General features: G+C 66.8%; 18 protein-coding genes. 8 read left to right on the forward strand and 10 right to left on the reverse strand.

The features are described 5' to 3' along the window. Positions 1–37: 37 nt before the first annotated feature. A complete protein-coding gene (locus tag V5A19_RS04095; protein ID WP_332318013.1) occupies positions 38–904 on the forward strand; it encodes an NAD(P)-dependent oxidoreductase in 867 nt (288 codons plus the stop codon). An 81-nt stretch (positions 905–985) separates the two neighbouring features. Further along, entirely contained in the window at positions 986–1,363 is a 378-nt protein-coding gene (locus V5A19_RS04100; protein ID WP_332318012.1) for a hypothetical protein, read from the forward strand. Between the two features lie 116 nt (positions 1,364–1,479). On the opposite strand, the gene V5A19_RS04105 is transcribed toward V5A19_RS04100, so the two are convergent. Both V5A19_RS04105 and V5A19_RS04110 read right to left on the reverse strand, forming a co-directional pair. Further along, positions 1,480–1,839 (reverse strand): GrlR family regulatory protein, encoded by a 360-nt coding sequence (locus V5A19_RS04105; protein ID WP_332318011.1) that lies wholly within the window; start codon positions 1,837–1,839, stop codon positions 1,480–1,482. An 84-nt stretch (positions 1,840–1,923) separates the two neighbouring features. After that, on the reverse strand, positions 1,924–2,991 hold the full coding sequence (locus tag V5A19_RS04110; RefSeq protein WP_332318010.1) for a hypothetical protein: 1,068 nt from the start codon (positions 2,989–2,991) through the stop codon (positions 1,924–1,926). Between the two features lie 312 nt (positions 2,992–3,303). Here V5A19_RS04110 and V5A19_RS04115 point away from each other — a divergent pair, with 312 nt between their 5' ends. From V5A19_RS04115 to V5A19_RS04130, 4 genes are all read left to right on the forward strand, one after another. Beyond that, on the forward strand, positions 3,304–3,561 hold the full coding sequence (locus tag V5A19_RS04115; protein ID WP_332318009.1) for a hypothetical protein: 258 nt from the start codon (positions 3,304–3,306) through the stop codon (positions 3,559–3,561). A 179-nt stretch (positions 3,562–3,740) separates the two neighbouring features. After that, positions 3,741–4,403 (forward strand): sensor domain-containing diguanylate cyclase, encoded by a 663-nt coding sequence (locus tag V5A19_RS04120; RefSeq protein WP_332318008.1) that lies wholly within the window; start codon positions 3,741–3,743, stop codon positions 4,401–4,403. Between the two features lie 17 nt (positions 4,404–4,420). Next, positions 4,421–4,660: a diguanylate cyclase domain-containing protein gene (locus V5A19_RS04125; RefSeq protein ID WP_332318067.1), complete on the forward strand. Its 240-nt coding sequence runs from the start codon at positions 4,421–4,423 to the stop codon at positions 4,658–4,660. A gap of 68 nt (positions 4,661–4,728) precedes the next feature. After that, the gene (locus V5A19_RS04130) at positions 4,729–7,329 is read left to right on the forward strand and encodes an AsmA family protein (protein WP_332318007.1); all 2,601 of its coding nucleotides are present in this window, start codon (positions 4,729–4,731) and stop codon (positions 7,327–7,329) included. Between the two features lie 243 nt (positions 7,330–7,572). Here V5A19_RS04130 and V5A19_RS04135 read toward each other — a convergent pair whose 3' ends face one another. Beyond that, complete coding sequence (locus V5A19_RS04135) at positions 7,573–8,268, reverse strand: SOS response-associated peptidase (RefSeq protein WP_332318006.1); 696 nt, start codon at positions 8,266–8,268, stop codon at positions 7,573–7,575. Between the two features lie 761 nt (positions 8,269–9,029). Here V5A19_RS04135 and V5A19_RS04140 point away from each other — a divergent pair. Beyond that, the gene (locus tag V5A19_RS04140) at positions 9,030–9,437 is read left to right on the forward strand and encodes a DUF29 family protein (protein ID WP_332318005.1); all 408 of its coding nucleotides are present in this window, start codon (positions 9,030–9,032) and stop codon (positions 9,435–9,437) included. Positions 9,438–9,526: 89 nt separating this feature from the next. Here the strand turns inward: V5A19_RS04140 and V5A19_RS04145 are convergent, their stop codons facing one another. The 3 genes from V5A19_RS04145 to V5A19_RS04155 form a co-directional block, all read right to left on the reverse strand. Beyond that, on the reverse strand, positions 9,527–10,738 hold the full coding sequence (locus V5A19_RS04145; protein ID WP_332318004.1) for an APC family permease: 1,212 nt from the start codon (positions 10,736–10,738) through the stop codon (positions 9,527–9,529). 196 nt (positions 10,739–10,934) lie between these two features. After that, positions 10,935–12,764, reverse strand: coding sequence for an RNB domain-containing ribonuclease (locus V5A19_RS04150; RefSeq protein ID WP_332318003.1), 1,830 nt, complete (start codon positions 12,762–12,764; stop codon positions 10,935–10,937). A gap of 276 nt (positions 12,765–13,040) precedes the next feature. Next, the gene (locus V5A19_RS04155) at positions 13,041–13,532 is read right to left on the reverse strand and encodes a ProQ/FINO family protein (RefSeq protein WP_332318002.1); all 492 of its coding nucleotides are present in this window, start codon (positions 13,530–13,532) and stop codon (positions 13,041–13,043) included. A gap of 860 nt (positions 13,533–14,392) precedes the next feature. Here V5A19_RS04155 and katG point away from each other — a divergent pair. Continuing rightward, the gene (gene katG / locus V5A19_RS04160; protein WP_332318001.1) at positions 14,393–16,609 is read left to right on the forward strand and encodes a catalase/peroxidase HPI; all 2,217 of its coding nucleotides are present in this window, start codon (positions 14,393–14,395) and stop codon (positions 16,607–16,609) included. 429 nt (positions 16,610–17,038) lie between these two features. On the opposite strand, the gene V5A19_RS04165 is transcribed toward katG, so the two are convergent. From V5A19_RS04165 to V5A19_RS04180, 4 genes are all read right to left on the reverse strand, one after another. After that, positions 17,039–17,998 (reverse strand): sensor domain-containing diguanylate cyclase, encoded by a 960-nt coding sequence (locus tag V5A19_RS04165; protein ID WP_332318000.1) that lies wholly within the window; start codon positions 17,996–17,998, stop codon positions 17,039–17,041. 9 nt (positions 17,999–18,007) lie between these two features. Next, entirely contained in the window at positions 18,008–18,634 is a 627-nt protein-coding gene (locus V5A19_RS04170; RefSeq protein ID WP_332317999.1) for a chemotaxis protein CheC, read from the reverse strand. Continuing rightward, positions 18,631–19,002: a response regulator gene (locus V5A19_RS04175; RefSeq protein ID WP_332317998.1), complete on the reverse strand. Its 372-nt coding sequence runs from the start codon at positions 19,000–19,002 to the stop codon at positions 18,631–18,633. Before V5A19_RS04175 ends, V5A19_RS04170 begins: the two co-directional genes overlap by 4 nt. Before the next feature lie 590 nt (positions 19,003–19,592). Then, complete coding sequence (locus tag V5A19_RS04180; RefSeq protein ID WP_332317997.1) at positions 19,593–20,354, reverse strand: flagellar hook-basal body protein; 762 nt, start codon at positions 20,352–20,354, stop codon at positions 19,593–19,595. Positions 20,355–20,455 lie beyond the last annotated feature (101 nt).

Below are 20,455 nucleotides of genomic sequence, written 5' to 3' on the forward strand. Positions count from 1 at the left end.
CCGGGTACCAATCGCCACCGACTCGACGAGGGACGCCATGCACATCGCCCTTCTGGGTACCGGGCTCATGGGTGAGCCCCTGGCCCGCCGCCTGCTGGCCGAAGGCCACACAGTCACGGTGTGGAACCGCAGCCCTGGCAAGACCGAGGCCCTGGCCGAGGAAGGGGCGGAGGTTGCGACCTATCCCCACGACGCCATCAGCGAGGCGGATTGGGTGATCACCATGGTCGCCAACGCCGACGCCATCCGCGAGGTGCTGCTCAACAACGAATCCCGGCCCGCTCTGGCCGGGCGCCGGGTGCTCAACATGGCCACTATCGGCCCCCATGAGGCGCGCGCCTTGGCCGAGGAGGTAGCGGCCGCCGGGGGCGAGCTCATGGAGTGCACGGTCCTCGGCTCCATCCCCGAGGCCCGCTCCGGCAGCCTGATCCTAATGGTCGGTGGCACCGTCGAGCAGTTCGACGCCGCCGGGCCGTTGCTCGCCGCCTTTGGGACCAATCCCCTCCACATCGGCGAGGTGGGCCAGGCCACGGCCCTCAAGCTAGCCATGAACCAGCTCATCGCCGGACTCACCACCTCCTTCGCCCTTTCCCTGGGCCTGGTCCAGCGGGAAGGCCTGGACGTCGAGCAGTTCATGGCCGTCCTCCGCGACAGCGCCCTTTACGCGCCCACATTCGATAAAAAGCTGGGCCGGATGCTGGAGGGCAGTTATGGCAGCCCCAACTTCCCCCTGGAGCACCTTCTCAAGGACGTGAACCTGATGGAGGACGCCGCCCGCAAGGACGGCCTGGATGCCAGCCTCATGGTGACCATCGGCCGCCTCCTGGAACGAGCGGAAGGGCAAGGCCTGGGCCAGGCGGACTATTCGGCCCTGTTGGAGGCAATCACCTCCCGGGGGGAGTAAAGGCATTAAAAATTTTAGGAACTTCTAATATTGGGCCGGGTCTTAATGGGTACATAAACCCGACTAAAGGGGTCAACTACCATGTTCGAGGCCATCCAGATACCGGCCAATCACGTCATGCTGTATAACGTGGCCAAGCTCAAGTCCGGCTATACCGTCGAGGACGCTGAGCTGGCCCTCGGTGAAATGTGCGAGGTGGTCAAGGAGACCTACCCCGAGTTCTACGGTGGCGTGGTCTACCAGTCCGCCGGCTTCGTCTCGGAAGAGGGCAGTATCGACCCTAGCTCCCAGCCGGATAACGAGGACCACATTGCCATCCTGACCTTCTGGGAGTCCTTCGAGGCCCACGAGCGCTCTCACGCCGACGAGGCCTTCAAAAACAAGTTCGACCACCTGCTCGAGTACTGTGAGAATACCTACGAAATCGGGTACAACCTCCGCTGGCAGGGGCAGAAGTAAACCTCTCACCGCGGACGCCGGGTCGCTCCAAGTTCGCGACAATAGCGGCCCTCCCGAAAGCCCGGGAGGGCCGTTTTGGCGTCCGACCGGTTTCTCCCAGAGAAGGGCTAGCGGCCCTACACGGTGGCCGGTCCCGGAGTGGGCACCTCCGCCGACCGCTGGAGGGAGGCCACCACTTTGGTGGCGGGGTCGTCCTCCACTTCTCCGGTGAGCTCCATAACCTGCTCGGCCACCGTTCCGGCCAGATTGAGGCCGAAGGTGTCCCGGTCGCCCACCACGTGGTTGCGCCCGCCGTGGAAGTGGGTGGCCGTCAAATGCAACCGGATAAGGTTGCCCTCGATGCGATAGGTGCCCTGATAGTGGTAGTTGTTGTCGCCACCGTGGACATGGCCGTTCTGGAGCAGCAATACACCGCCGGCGGTATGGGGGCCGGATTCATCGGAAAATACGACGGACCAAAGGGCTTCGATGGACAAGACGCCTCCTCCCATTGCAGGGGTGAATGGCTCCCGGGCTTAACCCCAAGAAACCCGGGAGCAGGACCTTAGGAACGGTACGGCTCAACCCGCCCGCTGCTGCCGCCGTGCCGGGTCGAGGATCTGCTTGGCCGTGACCATGGCCTCCAGCTTGCCGAAGGCGATGTCCCGGGGTAGATGGTTCATGCCGCAGGTGCTGGTGATCAGGGTCTGCTCGGGGACCAGCCAGGAATGGTTCTGGATCCGCTGCACCACTGTATCGGGGCTCTCCACTTCGAGGTCCTGGACATCCACCGCCCCCACAGCCAAGCGCTTATTCCCCAGCAGTCCCCGGTAGGCATTGACCATGTCGTGCTCCACCAGCAGGGCGTCGTAGTTAATGCCCGTGATCAGCTCGGCCGGGTAGCTCCCGGTGAAGTAGCGGTGACCGATCTGGCCGTCATAGTCCTCGCCCACAGCGTAGTTGCCCTGGCAGATGTGGCCCATAACGGACAGCTGGTTGAGCCCCTCGATGGCCATATTGATGGCTTCCACCGCGGCCGCCACCTCGTCCTCGTCGACGGCTGCAAACAGCGGCTCGTCGATCTGAACATAGCGGCACCCAGCGGCTTCCAGGTCCTTCAGGTTGCGGTTAATGACCTTGGCCAAGTCCTGCATCATGGTCGTCAGGTTACCGTAGTATTCGTCGTGGGCGACCTTGGCGAGCATGTGTGGGCCGGTCATGGTCACCTTCACCGCCCCCGCGGCGAAGCGTGACACCATCCGGTACTCATCCACCAGCCCCAGGTCGGCATAGCGGATGGGACCGTTGCACACCGCTGCCGGATGGGTGACGTTAGGATCCTGACCGGTTATAGGCTTGGGCCGGGTCTCGTCGGAGAAGCCCGGGATCTTGCTCCAGAAGAAATTGAGCATGGCGTTCGGCGGCGCATGGCGATTATTGGTCCGCCGGTGCATCTCGCCGCCGGTGAGGATGTCGATGCCCGCGGTATCGTGGTCCAGGATGGCCCCCTGGCTGGCAATGAACTGGGCATTCGCCATATCGGCCCGGCTCAGCCCGCCGTTTTCCACTTCACGTTCCAGGATCTCGTACCAGCGGGGGACGCTGTAGGCGCCCACTACGGTGGTGGCATAGGGGGTGTAATAGGTCATGGTCCGGCCCTCCTCCACGGGTGAGGGGGTGGAAGGGGAATGGGCGGGCCGACGGCGAGGAGCGCAACCCCAGGAGAACCGGGGTGAAGCCGTCGACCCGAAAGAAGATCACCGCGCCCGCAGTGAGTTCAGCGGGCGGAAGGGGTCAACCACCCGCGCGGCGGGCGGATTCAGCCCGCCGGCTGGGCCCCTCTTTTCAACCTGGAACATCCCACCTTTCTCGTCAACTTTGGCGACAGCCGGCTGGACCAGGAACCCTTTCCTGACGGAGGATCGTCCTTACGCAACCCAATCCCACAGGAGTAGCGAGCCATGGCAGACATCGGCGGCCAAATCGAAGCCCTCAATTACGCCGTTGCCCAGCTCTACACCACCTTGATCATGGAAACCGATGATCCGGAAAGCGATGCCGGCGACCTGCGCGAGCAATGGAATGCCATCGAGCTCCCCGGGTCCGAGGACCCCAAGGCGGAGTTCTTCTGGGAATTCCAGTCTGCCCTTGATCACCTCGCCTACCTGATCCAGGACATGGTGGCCGAAGAGATGGGAAGCGAGCCCCCGGAATCCTAGACTCCTGTCACAGAGACTCGGCGCATCACTGCGCCAGGACACTGCCCCGACCCCGGATCCGGCTAAGCCGGAGCCCTTGCGGGGTGTGGCCCCGTCAGGACCCCGGAGAGGCCATTGCCGAGGGCCTAAAGGGGCCCACAGGCCCCAAAGTTGACACTGCAGGGAAAAGGGCGGCCTGCTTGCGCGGGCATGCGGTCACCCGCGGGGATCTGTCCGAGGGCTTCATCTGGGCCGTCCAGGATATTACCCAGCAACAGCAGCTGGAGGACGAGCTGCGTCTGTTGGCCAGCACTTTCCGCACCGGACAGGCCACCATGATTGCCGACCCCGAAGGCCGTATCGAGCGGGTCAGGCCGGCCTTTACCACCATCACCGGCTACCGCCCCCGAGGAAGTCATCGGCCGCAATCCCCGTACCCTTCAATCCGGCTGCCACGATGCCCGGCTCTAACGGGCCATGTGGCAACGGATCCTGGCGAAAGGCCACTGGGAAGGCGAGATCTGGAACCGACACCAAAACGGCGCTATCTGCCCGGTCTCCGAATCGATCGCGGTGGTCCGCAACGCAGCCGGGCAAAGCGAGCACTTCGTCACCGTCTGGCACGACATCAGCGAGCAAAAACGTCTTGGGCCGAGCTGGACTACCGGGCCAGCCACGACTCCCTCACCGGCTTATTAAACCGCAAGCACCTGGAGCAGCTGATCGGCGAGGAGATCAACCGCGCCGAACACTATAGCAGCACCTTCAGCCTGATCAGCCATTTCAAGGCGGTCAACGCCCGTCACGGCCATCCCATCGGTGACCAGGTCCTGATCCATACCGCCCGGAAAGGGTCGGCCTAGTATGCGAGTCCGATCAACTGGCGCGCTGGGGCGGGCAGGAGTTCATGATCCTGCTCGCTCAGACCGGCCTTGACGAGGCGGCATCCCTGGCCGAACACCTGCGCCGGGCTACGGCGGAGACCAACGCTCCCGAGCTGCCTACGGTGACTATCAGCCTCGGGGTCAACCAATACGGTCCGGGGGACGGTCTGGACGAGGTCACACGAAGCGTGGATAGTGCCCACATCGGGCCAAGACCCAGGGGCGCAACCGCCTAGAGCCTGCCTGACCCACGGGCCCGGGCCCAAGCGCCCGCCCTCGACCCGCCTGCGAGGCCGGTATAGCCATGAAACGTGTCCTCAAGATCACCCTGATCGCTTTCGTCTCCGTATTCGCCCTGGCGGTTGCGGCCACTGCCGTGCTTGCGCTAACCATTGACCCCAACGATTACCGTGACGACATCGAGCGTCTGGTCGAGCGGCGCACTGGCCGCGATTTGACCCTTGCCGGCCCCCTCGAGCTATCGGTCTACCCCTGGCTGGGCGCCGAGACCGCTCAAGCCACCTTAGGCAACGCTGCAGGCTTCGGCCCGGAGCCCTTCGCCCGGGTCCAAACGGCCGATCTGCGGGTTCGGCTGTGGCCGCTCCTCCGGGGGAAGATAACCCTGGGCAAGGTAGTGCTTCACGGCGCCCAAGTGAACCTGGCCCGCGATGCCAACGGCCGAACCAACTGGGCGGACCTTACCGGCGCGGGGGGTCCTGGAGAGGGTGCCGACGGCTCGCAGGGCCCACCCGAGGCCGACACGGAGCCGGCCCAGGGCCCCGGCACCACGCCCGATGGGGCCTTGGCCGGACTCACCCTGGCGGGAGTGGAGCTGCGCGACGCCCAGGCTTCTTGGCGCGATGCCACCACCGACAGTCACTATCGGGCCACCGGGATCGATCTCACAAGCGGCGCGGTACGCCCCGGCGAGCCTTTCCCGGTTTCGGTGGCACTGCGATTGGCCAGCGACCGACCGCAGCTGGCGGGCACTCTGGAGCTGAATGGCCGGGCCACCGTCGACCCGGCCCAGGACCGCTACACCTTCCGGGACGCTCGATGGGAAACCGACCTGACCGGCCCCGTCTTTCCGGAAGGGTCGCTTACCGCCACTCTGACCGGGGATTTCGCTGCCGACCTGGCTGCCGGGACCGCGTCCATCGACGGTCTCAACCTGCGTGCCTGGGGCAGCCGCGTGCAGAGCAGCCTGGGGCTCGAGGGGATCCAGGACGCAGCAACCGTGACCGGCCGGGCCAAGATCACGGTCAGCGACGGAGAGCAGCTTGCCCCTCTGCTGAGGGAAGCCGGAGCGGCCCTGGACGGACAGGCCGATTCCCTGACCGGCTCCTACCTCAAGGGCCATATCACCGGCAACTTGGGACCGGACGGCCTGTCACTGACCGATCTGGAAGGCTCCCTGCTGGGCTTGGCCATCTCGGGTCGGGCGAACCTGGAGCTGCCCGAGCCAGGACCGGCTGTTAGCTCCGAGCTGAGTGCCCGGGTCACCGATGGCCGCCGTCTGGTATCACCCTTGTCGGGCCAATTGCCCGCCGATCTGCGCCCGACGGCCCTCAACGGTGCCCGGCTGGACCTGAAGGCCCAGTGGGACCAGGGAACTGGCACCGCCGAGCTGGGCCGCCTGAACCTGAAGGCAGTGGGCGCTGACCTCAGGGCCAGCGCCAGCGCTCGTGGCCTCAACGCCGAGCCCAAGGCCAGTGGCCGGCTGACGCTGGAGCCCTTCTCCCCGCGCCGCGCCCTCCGGGCACTGGGCCTGGCGGTGCCGGAGACCGCCGACCCCGAGGCCCTTGGCGAGGCTGCCCTGGAAACCAATTTCGCGGCGGACCGCGAGGGCGCGCTCCTGACCGATCTGACCGCCACCCTGGATGACTCCCGCCTCACCGGCAGCGCCGGCATGCCCGCTTTCGCCGGCCCCCGGGTGCGCTTCAATCTGGCCCTCAACGGCCTCGACGCCGATCGCTACCTGCCACCGCCCGCCGAGGGCAACGCCGCCACCCCGACCACTCCGGGCCAAGCCGCCGGCACCGGCGCCAGCCAAATGCCACTGGCTCTCCTCCGGGACCTGGGCGTCAACGGGGAGCTGACCATAGGCCGGCTGCGGCTGCGGGGGATGCGGCTCAGCAACCTGCGGGCCCGGGTGGAAGGCAGCGACGGTCGCTTCCGCATCCATCCCCTGAAGGCGCAGCTGTACGAGGGACGCTATAGCGGGGATGCCCATCTAGACGCCCGCGGCGACACTCTCGAGGCAACCCTGGATGAGCGCCTGACCGGCATCGAAGTAGGGGCCCTGCTCTCCGACCTCACGGGCAAAGCCCCGGTCACCGGCACCGCCGATCTGGCCGCCGATCTCGGCTTTCAAGGCCTGTCGACCCAGGCGATCCTAGACACCCTCGCCGGCCAGGGCAGCTATACCTTGCGTCAGGGGACCATCGCCGGCTTCGACCTGGAGCAGGCCCTGACAAGGGCCTACGCCGCCCTGGGCAAGGCCGATGCGGATGACCGGGCCAACGGCACACGCTTTCGGGAGCTCAAGGGCAGTGCCACCGTGGACGGCGGCAAGGTCCGCAGCGACGACCTGAGTCTGCATTCGGGCGTGCTCGACGCCGAAGGTCAGGGCTTTCTCGACCTCGCCGGAGGGCGTGTCGACTACCGATTGGAAGCCGTTGTTGGCGACGACACCGCTGCGGCCATCCAGGAGCTGCGGGGCCTGACCGTGCCTATGCGCGTTCAAGGCCAGATTACCGACCCCGGTGTCCAGGTGGGCCTGGAGCAGGCCCTTCAGAATCGGGCCCAGGGCGCGTTGGAGAAAGAAAAGGAGAAGGCCGGCAGCAAGCTGGAAAAGGAGAAGAACAAGCTCAAGGAAAAGGCCAAGGACCTTCTCGACTTCTGAGGCGCGCCAGCCCCAGCCGGATCGGCGCGATCTGAACGATGCCGAGGTCCTGCTGGGGTCCTGGCTGCACGACCGCCGTTGTGGGTAGCGGTCAGGCCTCAGCCAGGCCGAGGGGGACGCCGCCCGAAGCGAGATGCCCGGAGGGCGAGCCCCGCGCCCGAGAAGCTAACGGACCCCGCTACGCCGGGAATTGGTCACCGCTCACCCCGGCCTTCTCCCCTAAGAGGGAAAGAGAAGGCTTTTTCAAGCCATCGCCTCGATCAGCCCCGGATCGTCGTTGGCGGGACTGTTCACCCGCCGGCTCACCCGCACCGCCTCCATGGCCTCGGCGGGATAAGGAGCCAGCAGGGAACTCAGGGGTTGGGGGTCGCGCACTTCCGGGTCCAGCCACAGGCCCCAATCGGCCGGGCCCAATACCACGGGCATGCGGTTGTGGATGCTTGCCAGCAGCTCATTGGGCTCGCCCACAATGATGCAGTAGCTCTCGATGACCTTTGGCTCGCCGTTGATCTCGCCCTCCCAGCCCTCCCAGAGTCCGGCGAAGAACATGGGCTCACCGCTTCGCAACCGGATCCAGTAGGGCTGCTTGGGGCGGTCACCGCCTTGCTCCTGCCACTCGTAGAAACCATCCGCCGGTATCAGGGCGCGGCGGCGGCGGAAAGCCGCCTTGAAGGCGGGCTTGTCGGCCACGCTTTCGGCGCGGGCGTTGATCAGGCTGTATTTGGAGCGGGTTTCCTGGGGATCCTTGGCCCAGAACGGCACCAGCCCCCATTCCATCCTGATCAGCTCGCGCCGGCCCGGCTCGGGCTGGCGCGCCACCGGCAGGGTCTGGGTGGGTGCCGCGTTATAGCGCGGGCCCGGATCCGCGAGCGCCAGCTCGGCGTTTAACCGCCGCGCCAGCTCGTCCACCGGCGTCTGGAGTCCATACCGGCCACACATGGGGAGCCCTTCCTGGTCGAGTCCGTGCGTGCGCATTGCAAGGTCTGGAATGGATCAACTTGCGGGTCCAGCCACCCGTTTCCGTCCGACCACGCGCTCGTCAGCCACCGGGGAGTGGGGTAATGGGAGCGCCCGCCGCCGCCTAATGCCCAGGGCCCCGGGCGCGCTGCCGAAACCGTGCCCCTGGGCTGCGGCCGTGGTTCTGGCCCCTTGCCGGGCGCCTTCGAGTCTGCCTCGTGGCACGCCCCTTCGCCTACCAAGGGCGCGGCTCAAGCGGTTTGGTCATTCCTCCAGATCGGCCAGGACGTGGAGCCATTCCTCCAATGTGCCGCAGTCCAGAAAGGCGACCCCCGGCTTCTCCAGGGCCTTTTGGGAGTGCCCATTAGCCAGGCAGGGCCGGCTCTGGTGGGCACCTCCTGACCGAACTGGCCGCGTTGCCACGGCCCCAGCAGGTTTCACCGTGGCAGGATCGAGAAGCCAGCCTAAATCATTAGGGTCGGGGGGCGTAGACCCTATCCCGCGTTGGGGACAAACCAGTCCACCCGGTCCCGGAGCCACCCCAATCCTTTTGCCACGGGCAACCCGGCCCAATGCCTCTTGTTCCAGGCCCGGTTTTGAAGGCGCGCCCCGGCGACGGCCGCGGAGGCCTGGTGCTCGGTCACGGACCTATCCGGGCCAGACCGGGTGGAGACGGTTCCCTGGTCCCTTCGGGCTGGCCCAGCTATCATGGGGGATAAAAACGTTTTGAGAACTTTTTGCTCATGGCCAGCCCCGAGACCGATTTCCATGCCTGGCTGCTGGAGAGCGCCGAGCTCGTCGAGCACGGCCGCTGGGAGGATGTGGATCTGGAAGGGCTGGCCGGGTCAATCCGGGACCTGGCCTGCAGCGAGGTGCGCGACCTTCAGCAGGCCCTGCGGCGCTGGCTGGAGGCCGGTGTCCGGCGCGATGGCGAATCGGCCCGCCGGGAGATGAAGGCCATCAGGGAGCGACTGGCCCGCTCGCCCTCCCTGGCCGCTTACGAGCCCCTTCGCCAAAGGGTCCACGCCGCCTGGCGCGATCTCGAGCGCCATCGTCGGCAGGAAGGCACGGCCGTGCCCAGGGTGAGCCAGCGGGACCTGGATCGGGCAACCGGCAAGATCCGTCACAGGCTGGGCGGCGTCATCGACTAGCCGCTGCCTCCCACCCCTTTTTGAGCGGGATCAATTCGCGGCGGTCCGACCGGCGCTTCCTTGATCCGGATCATCCGCCGCCATCGCCGTCAGCGCACCAGCGACGCCACGCCACCGGCGGCCAGTAAGAGGGTGGCAGCCAGGGCGATGGGCGGCGCCCAGCGCGGCGCAATGCCCACGCCCCAACCGGGGTCCCCTCGCCGCAGCCGCCACAGGGCGAGGTTAACGCCGGCGAACACGGCCAGGATCAGGGCGCTGGTCAGCCCGGCCAGGCCCACCACCGGGAAGGCCAGGGCCAAGATCAGGACGAGACCGGCAACCACCACCGTCGCCGGAATGGGCGTTCGCGTGCGCGGACTCACCCGCGCCAACACTGCGGGCAGCCAGCCTTCCTCCGCCAGGCCGTAGAGCAGACGCGAAGCCATGATGAGCTGGGCCAGGATACCGCTGAGTGTCGCCACCAGACCGAAAAGCGTGATCACCATCCCTCTCCGGCCGGTGGTGGCCTCGTAGATCACCACCAGGGGCGCCTCGGTACCGGCCAGGCTGGCCGGCTCCAAAGCCAGAACCACCCCCGCTGCCAGCACCAGGTACAGCAGCGCCGCGCCGCCCAGCGCAGCCAGAACGGCCAATGGCAGGTTCCGTCGGGGCCGGCGCACCTCCTCGGCCACCTTCACCATGTCCTCGAAACCGATGAAGGCGTAGAAGGCCAGGAAACCGCCCATCCACAGGCCCATCCAGGCCTGGGGCGCCGCCGGAACCAATTCATCGGCACGCTCGGGCAGCTCCGCCAGAGCCCCGCCCAGGCCGGCGATCACCATCAGCAGGCCCGCAACCTGCACCACCGTCATCACCGCTGAGGCGCGCAGGGACTGTTGGATGCCCCACACGGCAATCCCGGCGAGGATCAGGACAACGCCGGCGATGCCGCCCCAATTGGGAACCGGCGTCAGCTCGGCGAAATAGCCGGCGAAGCCCCGGGCCAAGGCGGCCGCCGAGACGATACCGGCCACCGCGATCGCCAGCCCCGCCGCTAAGGACAGGGCTGGCACCCCGAAGGCCCGCTCCAGGTAGAGCGCCTCTCCCGAGGCCCGGGGATAGCATGCCGCCAGCTCGCCATAGGTTAGCGCCGACAAGGCGGCCACGATCATGGCCACAGCGAAGGCCAACGGCGCGGTGCTGCCGGCGGCACCCGCCACCTCGCCCAACAGGACGTAGATGCCAGCCCCGACGATGTTGCCGAGGCCGTAGAGGGTCAGCAGGACCGGGCCGACGGAACGACGGAGGCTAGGCTGGCTCACGTTGGGCCGCTGAGCTTTCGTTGGGGATTCTAAGGGGACACAGGACGCCCGTCAGGGCCAGCCCAGCCGCGCCCCGGGGATGGTGGCGCCCCCGGTATGATTCGAACCACCAGCCAGCCCCATAGAAGGGAGACGCTCTATCCAATCCAGCCACGAGGGGTTGGAGGGACCATGGTGCCCCACCGGGTCGCCGTGGTCAGCCCTCCTCGGCGCGGAAGCGGGCCTCCAGGGCGGGCAGGTCCACACCGGTGAGGTGGAGGGTGACGGTGGTGCCGGGCTGGAGGGTCTTGGGCAGGGTAACCGTGGGCTCCAGCGCCAGCTCGGGGATAAGGACCCGGCCTTTGGGGCCGTTGCGCTCGGCCACCACGCCCTCGCCCTGCCACTGGCCCTGTCGGCGGAGGTAGACCAGCTTGTAGTGCTGATTGGAGGCGCGCTCGGTACGCCTCAGGGCGCGAACTAGTTCGCCCACACCGGCGATGCGCTCGGCCAGGGTGTCCTTATCGGGCGCCGTACCGCCGGTGACGTGGGTGCGCAGCTGCTGGTGGGCCACCAGATCGTGGTAGCGCCGCAGGGGGCTGGTGGCCTGGGCGTAGGCGGACAGGCCCAGCCCGGCGTGGGGCTCGGGGGCAAGCTCCACCCGCGACGGGCGCATGAGCTTGCGCAGGGCGTAGGCCCACACCAGGCCCTCGCCTCCGGCCTCGCCCTGGGGGGCCGGCTGCTGGGCGAAGGGGATCACCAGACCCTCGGCCTGGGCGAAGCGGGCCACGGCGTGGCCGGCCATGATCATGGTCTCCGTCACCAGGCGCCGGCTGGCCAGCTCCTGGATGGGCCGGATGACCACTTCGCCGCTGCTGTCCAGGCGCACCGCCACCTCCGGCAGCTGGAAGGCCACCGCGCCGTTGGCGTGGCGCCCCGCCCGGAAGCGCTCGGCCAGCTCCGCCAGCCGGGCCAGCGGCTGCTCGTCCATGCGCTCGTCCGCGGCATCGTAGGACAGCCGCGTGACCTGCACCCAGCTGGGCACCACCTCGATGTCGGTGAGCTCACCGTCATCGGCCACCCGGAAGCCGATGGACAGGGCCGGCGAGGTCGCCGCCAGGCCCAGGCCCAGCCGCTCCACCGCGGCCGGGGGTAGCATGGTGCGCATGCCGTCGGGGAGATACAAAGTGGCGCCGCGGCTACGGGCCTCCACGTCCAGGTCGGAGTCCGGGGGGGCAACCGCCGCCACGTCGGCCACATGGACCCAGACGCGGTCGCCGTCGAGGCTGACGGCGTCGTCGGGATCGGTGTTGCCGACGTCGTCGATGGCAAAGGCGTCCAGGTGGGTGAGGTCCCGCCGATCCTCCTTGGGCAGCTCCGGCACATCCCCCTCGGCGCCGGACTGCGGCGCCCCGAAGCGGGCGGGATGGGGATCGGTGAGCTCGGTCCAGTGGCCGTTGGCCAGCAGCAGGCGCTGGGCCTCGGCCGGGCTCTCCTCCCGTCCCAGCTCGCGCAGGATGAAGCTGGTCTGGGTGGCCCCCAGGGCCAGGCGCTCCAGCTCGGCGGCGGCGGTAGTGTCCTCCGGGCTCATCTCCCCGGCGGCCAAACGCTCCAGCAGGGCCTTGCGCTCGGCCGCGGCCTGCTGCTTGGCCTCCCGGCGTTCCCGATCGGCCGCCACGGTTTCGGCATCGCGGGCGTCCAGATCATCGGGCTCGCCCTCGAACAGCAACCCTTCGGTCACCGCCCGCCAGCTGGACCAGGCCGTGGCCGGGGTGAACTCGCCATAGGCCAGCTCCGCCAGATCCGCCAGGGTCAGTGACTCCCCGGCGAAGGCCTCCCAGGCCTCCTCGATCTCCCCCGAGCCGGCGTCCAGCGCCCTCACATCGGCCACCGGCCCGGGATGGAGGGGAGTGACGTCCTTGGGCCGGACGCGTTTGGTGCCGCCCTCGGACAGGGAGAGGACGACCTTGTCGCCCTCCACCGCATCGACGCGGCCGGGCTGGGACTTGTAGACCACCAGATTTCCGGTGGCAGGCTGGGACGGGATCATGGGGTACCTGGTATTAATCCGATTTCATTGCTCGAAGGGAGCTCCCCGGCCTCATGGACCAGGGAGGACGCCCGAGTGTACCGCTAAGGCGCCGCAGGCTCGAAAGGGGGCTAGGAAGTATGAGGGCGCGCCTTGGACCCAAGGCAAGGTTCCCCCCAAACGCCGGAGCCGGCCCGGCCTGAGGTTGCCTAGCCGAGTACGGCCAAGGGGTGGCGGGCGAAACCCAAGCAAACCGCCGGGCGGGGCTAAAGGCTGGAGGGCCCCAAGTTACCGCATTCAGGGCGTTAGGTTCTGGTCGAGCAACAGCTCGTCCTGGGATTCTGCACGCTCCAGCAACGCAAACCAGCTTTCTTTATCCTTGCATTTCAGGACCCCGTGGGAGAGGCGATCAACCGCTTCTGGGGGAAGGGAGGCCCGCATCGCCTGTTCCGTTTTTTCGCGGGCCTCGTCGCCAAAGCGCAGGGCCACCTGTTCGAGAAGGACGGTGCGAATGCCTTCGAAGAAAGAGCCCGGGTCCCGGCTTTGGGTGGGTTTGCCCTCATAGGCATGCAACCGCGCCAGGGCATACTGGCGCTCGGCCTCGGTCACTTCCCCCACAGGGTCCCCGAACAGGGAATAACGCAGCTCCCCTTGCCCCACCGCCCGTAGGTAAACGGGGTCACTGACATGGCGGCGAAGGGCCGCCACCACACGCCAGCCCGGCTCACCGGATAGGGATTGGGTGAGCTCGCGCTCGATACCCCGCATCAAGGGTTCAAACTCGCCCATGACGACGTAACGTTCCCGTAACTGCCCCAAGAGGCTTTCGATCCGGGACTCATCTGGCTCAGGCGACCGCTTTACCATGGCCTCCCCTTTTCCTTCCAAGCGAGCGTTAGACCGCGCGCTCCAAAGCCCCGTTGACCCCTTGCCCACTTGAACACAAGCCGAAATCGGCTTACAGCCCCAATAGCAACATGCTCAGCCTTTGCGTTGAAGGCCGAGCCCGGCTGCAAAGGCTGTATAACTCCAAGATAGCACAAACCTCGGGCACGTCACCTCCACCATGGACCCGATGTTATCGGACTTGGGCTGGGACAAGAGGTCACCCCACCCCTCCTATCGCGAGGAGCACACACGCCTTTAAAGGGCTATCACTTGTCCAGTGGCAAGTCCTTAAGTCCGCTAGCCCGAACCTGAAGGGCACCACCACCGACGGCTTCGCCACCCCCCCTCCATGGATCCCAAGTTCCGCCCCAAGGGGGAGGTCTCCTGCGGCTAGGGGGACGGCGACAGCCCTAAGGATCGACATCACGGACACAGCTTCGCTCGGGAGGGCTGAATGGCCTTCCGCAACATTATGTCTAAAATTGAAAGGAGTTTTATTTGGGGATCACCTACGAATCCGGCCGGTGCGGGGCCCTTGAGGCAAAGGTAGACCTGCCCCTGGCCTAATAGCCGGAAACTATCAAAAAGTTTTTAACATTCAATTGGACCAATCTGGCGGCGGGGTCCACCTTAGGCCCTGAGCCGGTCGCCGGTGAGTTCGATATCGGAGGTCGGTGACCGCAACCGCAACGAACTGTAGCGCAATGACTGCCTCATCCGACCTTCCGGGTGGGTCGAGGCGACTCAAATGGGAGAAGGAAATGGCCGAAAATACCAACCATGGCGACAGCGGGGGCAAGTGCCCCGTCATGCACGGCGCCCGAACCGAGCTGCATGCAGGCGGCCCGGGCAACGAGGACTGGTGGCCTAACCAGCTCAACCTGCGGATCCTTCACCAGCACACTGCCGCCGGCAGCCCGCTGGACGAGGGCTTTGATTACGCCGAGGCCCTCAAGGGGCTCGACGTCGAGGCCCTCAAGCAGGACCTGTTCGCTCTGATGCGGGAGCCCCAGGACTGGTGGCCGGCCGACTACGGCCACTACGGGCCGCTGTTCATCCGCATGGCCTGGCACGACGCCGGCACCTACCGCACCGGCGACGGCCGCGGCGGCGGGGGCACCGGCAACCAGCGCTTCGCGCCGATCAACAGCTGGCCCGACAACGGCAACCTCGACAAGGCACGGCGCCTGCTGTGGCCGATCAAGCAGAAATATGGCAACCGCATCTCCTGGGCGGACCTGATCCTGCTGGCGGGAAACTGCGCCCTGGAGGACATGGGCTTCAAGACCTTCGGATTCGGTTTCGGGCGCGAGGACATCTGGGAGCCGGAGGAGGACACCTACTGGGGGCCGGAGAGGGAGTGGCTCGAGGACGAGCGCTACAGCGGCGAGCGCGAGCTCGAGGAGCCGCTGGCCAACGTCCAGATGGGGCTGATCTACGTGAACCCGGAGGGGCCCAACGGCAACCCGGATCCGGAGGCGGCGGTCAAGGACATTCGCGACACCTTCGGTCGCATGGCCATGAACGACTACGAGACCGTGGCGCTGATCGTCGGCGGCCACACCTTCGGCAAGTGCCACGGCGCCGTGGATCCGTCCCATCTGGGCCCCGAGCCCGAGGCCGCCGGGCTCGAAGAGCAGGGCTTAGGCTGGCGCAACGACTACGGCAGCGGCAAGGGCCCCAACACCCTGACCAGCGGCATCGAGGGCGCCTGGACCCATACCCCGACGCAGTGGGACACCAGCTACCTGGACCTGCTGTTCGGCTACGAGTGGGAGCTAACCCAGAGCCCCGCTGGAGCCTACCAGTGGACCCCGAAAGGGATCGCCGCCGGGCACATGACACCCGACGCCCACGAGCCGGGTGAGCAGCATCCACCCATGATGCTCACCACGGACCTCTCACTGAAGGTGGACCCGAGCTACGCCGAGATCGCCAGGCACTTCCACGCCGACCCGGAGGAGCTGGAAGACGCTTTCGCCCGCGCCTGGTTCAAGCTGATCCACCGCGACATGGGCCCGAAAGCGCGCTACCGCGGTCCCGACGTCCCGGACGAGGACCTGATCTGGCAGGACCCGGTACCGGCGGTCGACCACGAGCTGATCGACCAAAGGGACATGGCCGACCTGAAGGACCGCATCCTCGCTTCCGGGCTGACCATCCCCGAATTGGTCTCGGCGGCCTGGGGCTCGGCATCGACCTTCCGCGGCTCGGACAAGCGCGGCGGTGCCAACGGCGCCCGCATCCGCCTGGCCCCGCAAAAGGACTGGGCCGTCAACCAGCCGCAGCAGCTGGCCAGGGTCCTCGACACCCTCGAGGGCGTCCAGAAGGCCTTCAACGGCGAGCAGTCGGCCTATAAGCGCGTGTCGCTCGCCGATCTGATCGTCCTCGGCGGCAATGCCGCCGTCGAGCGGGCCGCCGACAAGGCCGGGCACCCCGTCGAGATCCCCTTCCACCCGGGACGTACCGACGCCTCCCAGGAGTTTACCGACGTAGACGCATTCGAGGTGCTGGAACCGGTCGCCGACGGCTTCCGCAACTACCTCAAGCACCGCTTCACGGTACCGGCCGAGGAGCTGCTGCTTGACCGGGCCCAGCTGCTGACCCTGACCGCGCCGGAGATGACCGTGCTCGTCGGTGGCATGCGGGCGCTCAACGCCAACGTCGGCGGCGACCAGCGCGGCGTGCTCACTGACCGGCCCGAGACACTCACCAACGACTTCTTCGTGAACCTGCTGGACATGGGGAACAAGTGGGAGCCGACCTCGGACGAGGCCGAGGAGTTCGAGATCCAGGACCGGAACACCGGCAAGCCTAGGTGGAGGGCCACCCGCGTCGACTTGGTCTTCGGATCCAACTCCCAGCTGCGGGCCATCTCGGAGGTCTATGGCCAGGACGACGCCCAGGCGAAGTTCGTTCAGGACTTCGCCAAGGCCTGGACCAAGGTGATGAACGCGGACCGCTTCGACCTCGCCTGAGCCCGGCGGAAGGGCTCCGGGTGCGGGGTGTTCCCGTACCCGCGACAAAAGGCAAAAGCCGCCGGGGCGGCGTTTCGGGTCATCGAAACGCCGCCTTTTCTTGCGCTGGCTACACCGAAGCCGGCGAAGGGCTGGCCGGAGACCGGGGAAGCGCCGCAATCCGGCACCTCGACGTCCAGGCGGCTTTGCGGGCACCGCCGGCGGCATGCGGTGACGCGCGCAAGCGGCCAGCGCAAGGCAATCGTGGCGGGGATACCCGCTCCAACCAGGCGATCCTTGCCTGTCCATCGAGGCCAGTCCCACCCCCATGGCCGCGGCAGAGCCCGCAGGGGCGCCCCGCCGCTGCGCCCTACCCCGGCCGGGAGATGCGCGCCGCCGCAAAATGCCGTGCAGACTCCAGGGAAATCCACACCTTGCGTCGCGGAGTCCTCAAGCCGTCTGCCGGTTGGCCACGATGCGGTTGCGGCCGCTCGCCTTGGCCTCGAACAAGGCCTCGTCGGCGCTTTTGAGCAGGTGATCGGGGCTTTCCACGCCGTCGGCCCGCTCTCCCAGACCGACGCTCACCGTGACCGAAAACCGCCCCTGGTCGGCGGCGAACTGTTCCTGCAACAGGCGCTGCCGGATGCGCTCGGCGACCACCTCGGCCCCCTCCAGATCCGTCTGGGGCAGCACCACCACGAACTCCTCGCCGCCGTAGCGCCCTGCCAGGTCAAAGCTGCGCAATGCCTCCTGAAGCAAAGCGCCGATAGTCCGCAAGACCTCATCCCCGGCCTGATGACCATAGGTGTCATTGACGAATTTGAAATGGTCCGCATCCAGCAGAAGGACCGAAAGGGGGGATCCCATTCGGTAGGAGCGCTTGAACTCCTGCTCGAGGCGGTTCTCTAGGTGGCGACGGTTGAACAAACCGGTGAGCCCGTCCCGGATGCTGATCTCTTCCAGCTGGCGGTTCGCCGCGTCGGCCCGCTCCTGGTAGATGCTGGTCTCGGTGACGTCGAGCACGGTCAGGGCAAGGTAGGCCACCTGGCCATCGTCGCCGTAAATGGGGTCGAAGGTGGCGTCCTGACGCATTTCCCGGGCATGCCCGGTAACGGGACGGTTCGGGTGGAAATGGAAGAGGTAAGGGCGCTGCCGCCAGGAAGAAAAGGCCCGATGGCCCAGCGAAAAGACGCTGCGGGCCTTGCGCCGGAACCAACTCTCCGGCACTTCGGGGAAGCAGTCGAACAGGCTCCGGCCTTCGGTGGTTGCCCGATCCCGGCCAGCGTGGGCCAACATGAAATGATTGATGAATACGATGCGAAAATCGGGGTCGACCACCAGGACACCGGCCCCCATCGCCTCGAGGATGTGGGCCATCTGGGCCTGGTTAAGCTCAAAAGGGTGGCTCATGGCACCCCCTCACAGATCCGCCAGGATGCCGTCCACCAGCCCGCGCACGGTATCGATGGATTCTTCCAGCATGATCAGAAGGATGCGGCACTCGAAGGCGCGCTCCTCAGCGGCGAAGCGGACCTCCACCAGCAACGCCTTGTCCCATTCCTGACTGGTGGGGTCGAGGAGATCGGACGTTTCACACTCCTTGCCCAGCAGGGATGGCGCGGTGAAGGAGAAATGACTGCCTAGCTGCTCACCCAGGCCGGTTAGGATCGCCCCGGTTACGATGTTGCTGGCGTCCAATAGCAGCTCGTCCTCGTCCTCGGGGGCTAGGTCGCCGGGATCCTTGTCCTCGCCGAGGAGGCTGGCGAGATGGTCCGATCCGTTAAGATCGTAAAGGGCGAGGGCCTCGCCACGGATCTGATCGAAAAAGGCCTGGCTGACCCCCGAAACCTGGTCGGGCAACACATTGCCCTCGTCCATGTGATTCCGCAGAGCGCGCGCATCGACAACGCGAACGCTGGGGACATGGAGCTTGATGAAGGTGCCCAGCAGCTGGCTCAGGGCCGAGGCCGCTTGCCCCATCGCCACATTGACCAGCTCGGTCAGGGCATCCTGCTGCTCCTCGCTGAGCTCGGGGGCGGCGGTCATTGCATGCCCGCCTTCTGGAGCACTTCCGCCAGGGTTGAATGGTCCACGGGCTTGGCCAAGAAATCCAGCGCCCCCAGGGCCAGTACCCGGTTTTGGGCATCCTCCTGGATGTCGGCGGAAACCACGATGGTCCGGTGGTCCTCGCCCTTGTCGTGCAAGGCCTGGAGGACCTCGAAGCCGTCCATGTCCGGCATGGTCAGGTCAAGGAACAGCACCACCTCGGCGTAGCCGAAATAGGCTTCCAGGGCCTCCTGCCCGTTGCTCGCCTCCACGGCCGCCGCCTTCCAATCCTCCGGCAGCACCTTGATAAGCTGCTTTCGGGCCAGCCGCGAATCGTCCGCCACGACGACGGTCTGCGGTGCGGCCATCCGGTTTCCTCCCATGACGGCTCACCTGGGATTGGCCTACCCGGCTTGCCGATCAGCAATGACGTGATGGCTGTGTGGCTATCCGGCCAGGGGCATTGGCCAAAGCCCGCCGGCCGGTGAACAAGGGCTATCGGCCCTGCCAAAACCCTCTTATCCTACCATGTTAATTGCACGATCCATGCCAACAACTGGGTCGACCCGACCGGCCCACTCCCTGGCTCCCCCCTCTGCCCCGGGATGATGACGGAGTCGTTCCCGCCGCGGCTCCGCCTTTTTGCCCTCGTAGCAGGGAATCAGCTTGTTCATGTGACCAAAATGCGGTTGGGCTGCGACGGGATAAAAGGGGGAGAGTCAGCTCAATTCATCCGTTCCCTGCCCTGGTTTGCCGCGGCGGGTCTCAATTGGACCCTATACCCCAACGGCAGGGGTGGGGGCCAGGGCCCCTTCCCTGCCCTGGCTTCCGGGTGCCCCGGAACACGGGGCCGTGGGAGGGGCAAAAGCCAACAGGGCGGCGTTTCGGGCCAAGGAAACGCCGCCCTGGTTTTTGGGTTCCTCCCTGGGCGACTGGCAGCACCCCGCCCGGGTGGGGCTCAGGTGGTTATGTCGAGGGCGCTCTGGCGCATTTGGTCGGCGGTCTGGAACGCTCCGGTGTTGGCCTCGAACGCCCGCTGCGCCTGGATCAGGTCGACCATGGAGTTGACCAGGCTGGTACCCGAGGCCTCCAGGGCGCCCGATTCGAGCGCGCCCCGGCCACCGGTGCCGGGCTCGCCTCGATTGGGGGCCCCGGAGGCCTGGGTAGCCTGGAACAGCCCGTCGCCCCGGGCCTCCAGGCCGGCGGGATTGGCGAAGGCTGCCACCTCGATCTGGCCGGCTTCCTGGCGCTGGCCGTTGGCGCTCTCGTAGGTCACCGTCCCGTCCCGGCCGACGGCGGCATTGCTCGCCCCAACGGGAAGTTTGATGTCGCCCGCGACGGGGTTGCCGTTGGCATCGGTGACCTGGCCGTCGCCATTGGTCTGTAAGCTCCCGGCCCGGGTGAACGCCTGGCCGTCGCCGGTCTCCACCGGCAGCAAGCCATTGCCGTTGATGGCCACATCGAGGGACCGCCCCGTCGTTTGGAGGCCGGCGACCTCCCCGGCTCCAAGCCGGTTGACCGCGCCCACCGCCACGCCGTTGCCGGCGGCGGTAACGGCGCTCGCGCCGGTGCCCTGTTGCGCCGCCTGGGGCTGTGCGGCCAGCTCGGCCCGGCTCGGGCTGAACCCCTGGGTGTTGGCGTTGGCCACATTGTTCGCGGTCACGGCCTGCTTTTGCTGAAAGGCCTGCATCGCGGAAGCGCTGGCCGATAGGGGGTCCAAGGCAACCTCCTTGCTGGGGGACCGCCGCCCCTCCGGGGACAAGACTCAGACTGGTCCTGCCTATTGGAAAGGAAACGGCAGCCCGGTTCAATCGGTGATTG

It is taken from the genome of Thiohalorhabdus sp., from assembly GCF_036628635.1.
GTDB lineage: Bacteria > Pseudomonadota > Gammaproteobacteria > Thiohalorhabdales > Thiohalorhabdaceae > Thiohalorhabdus.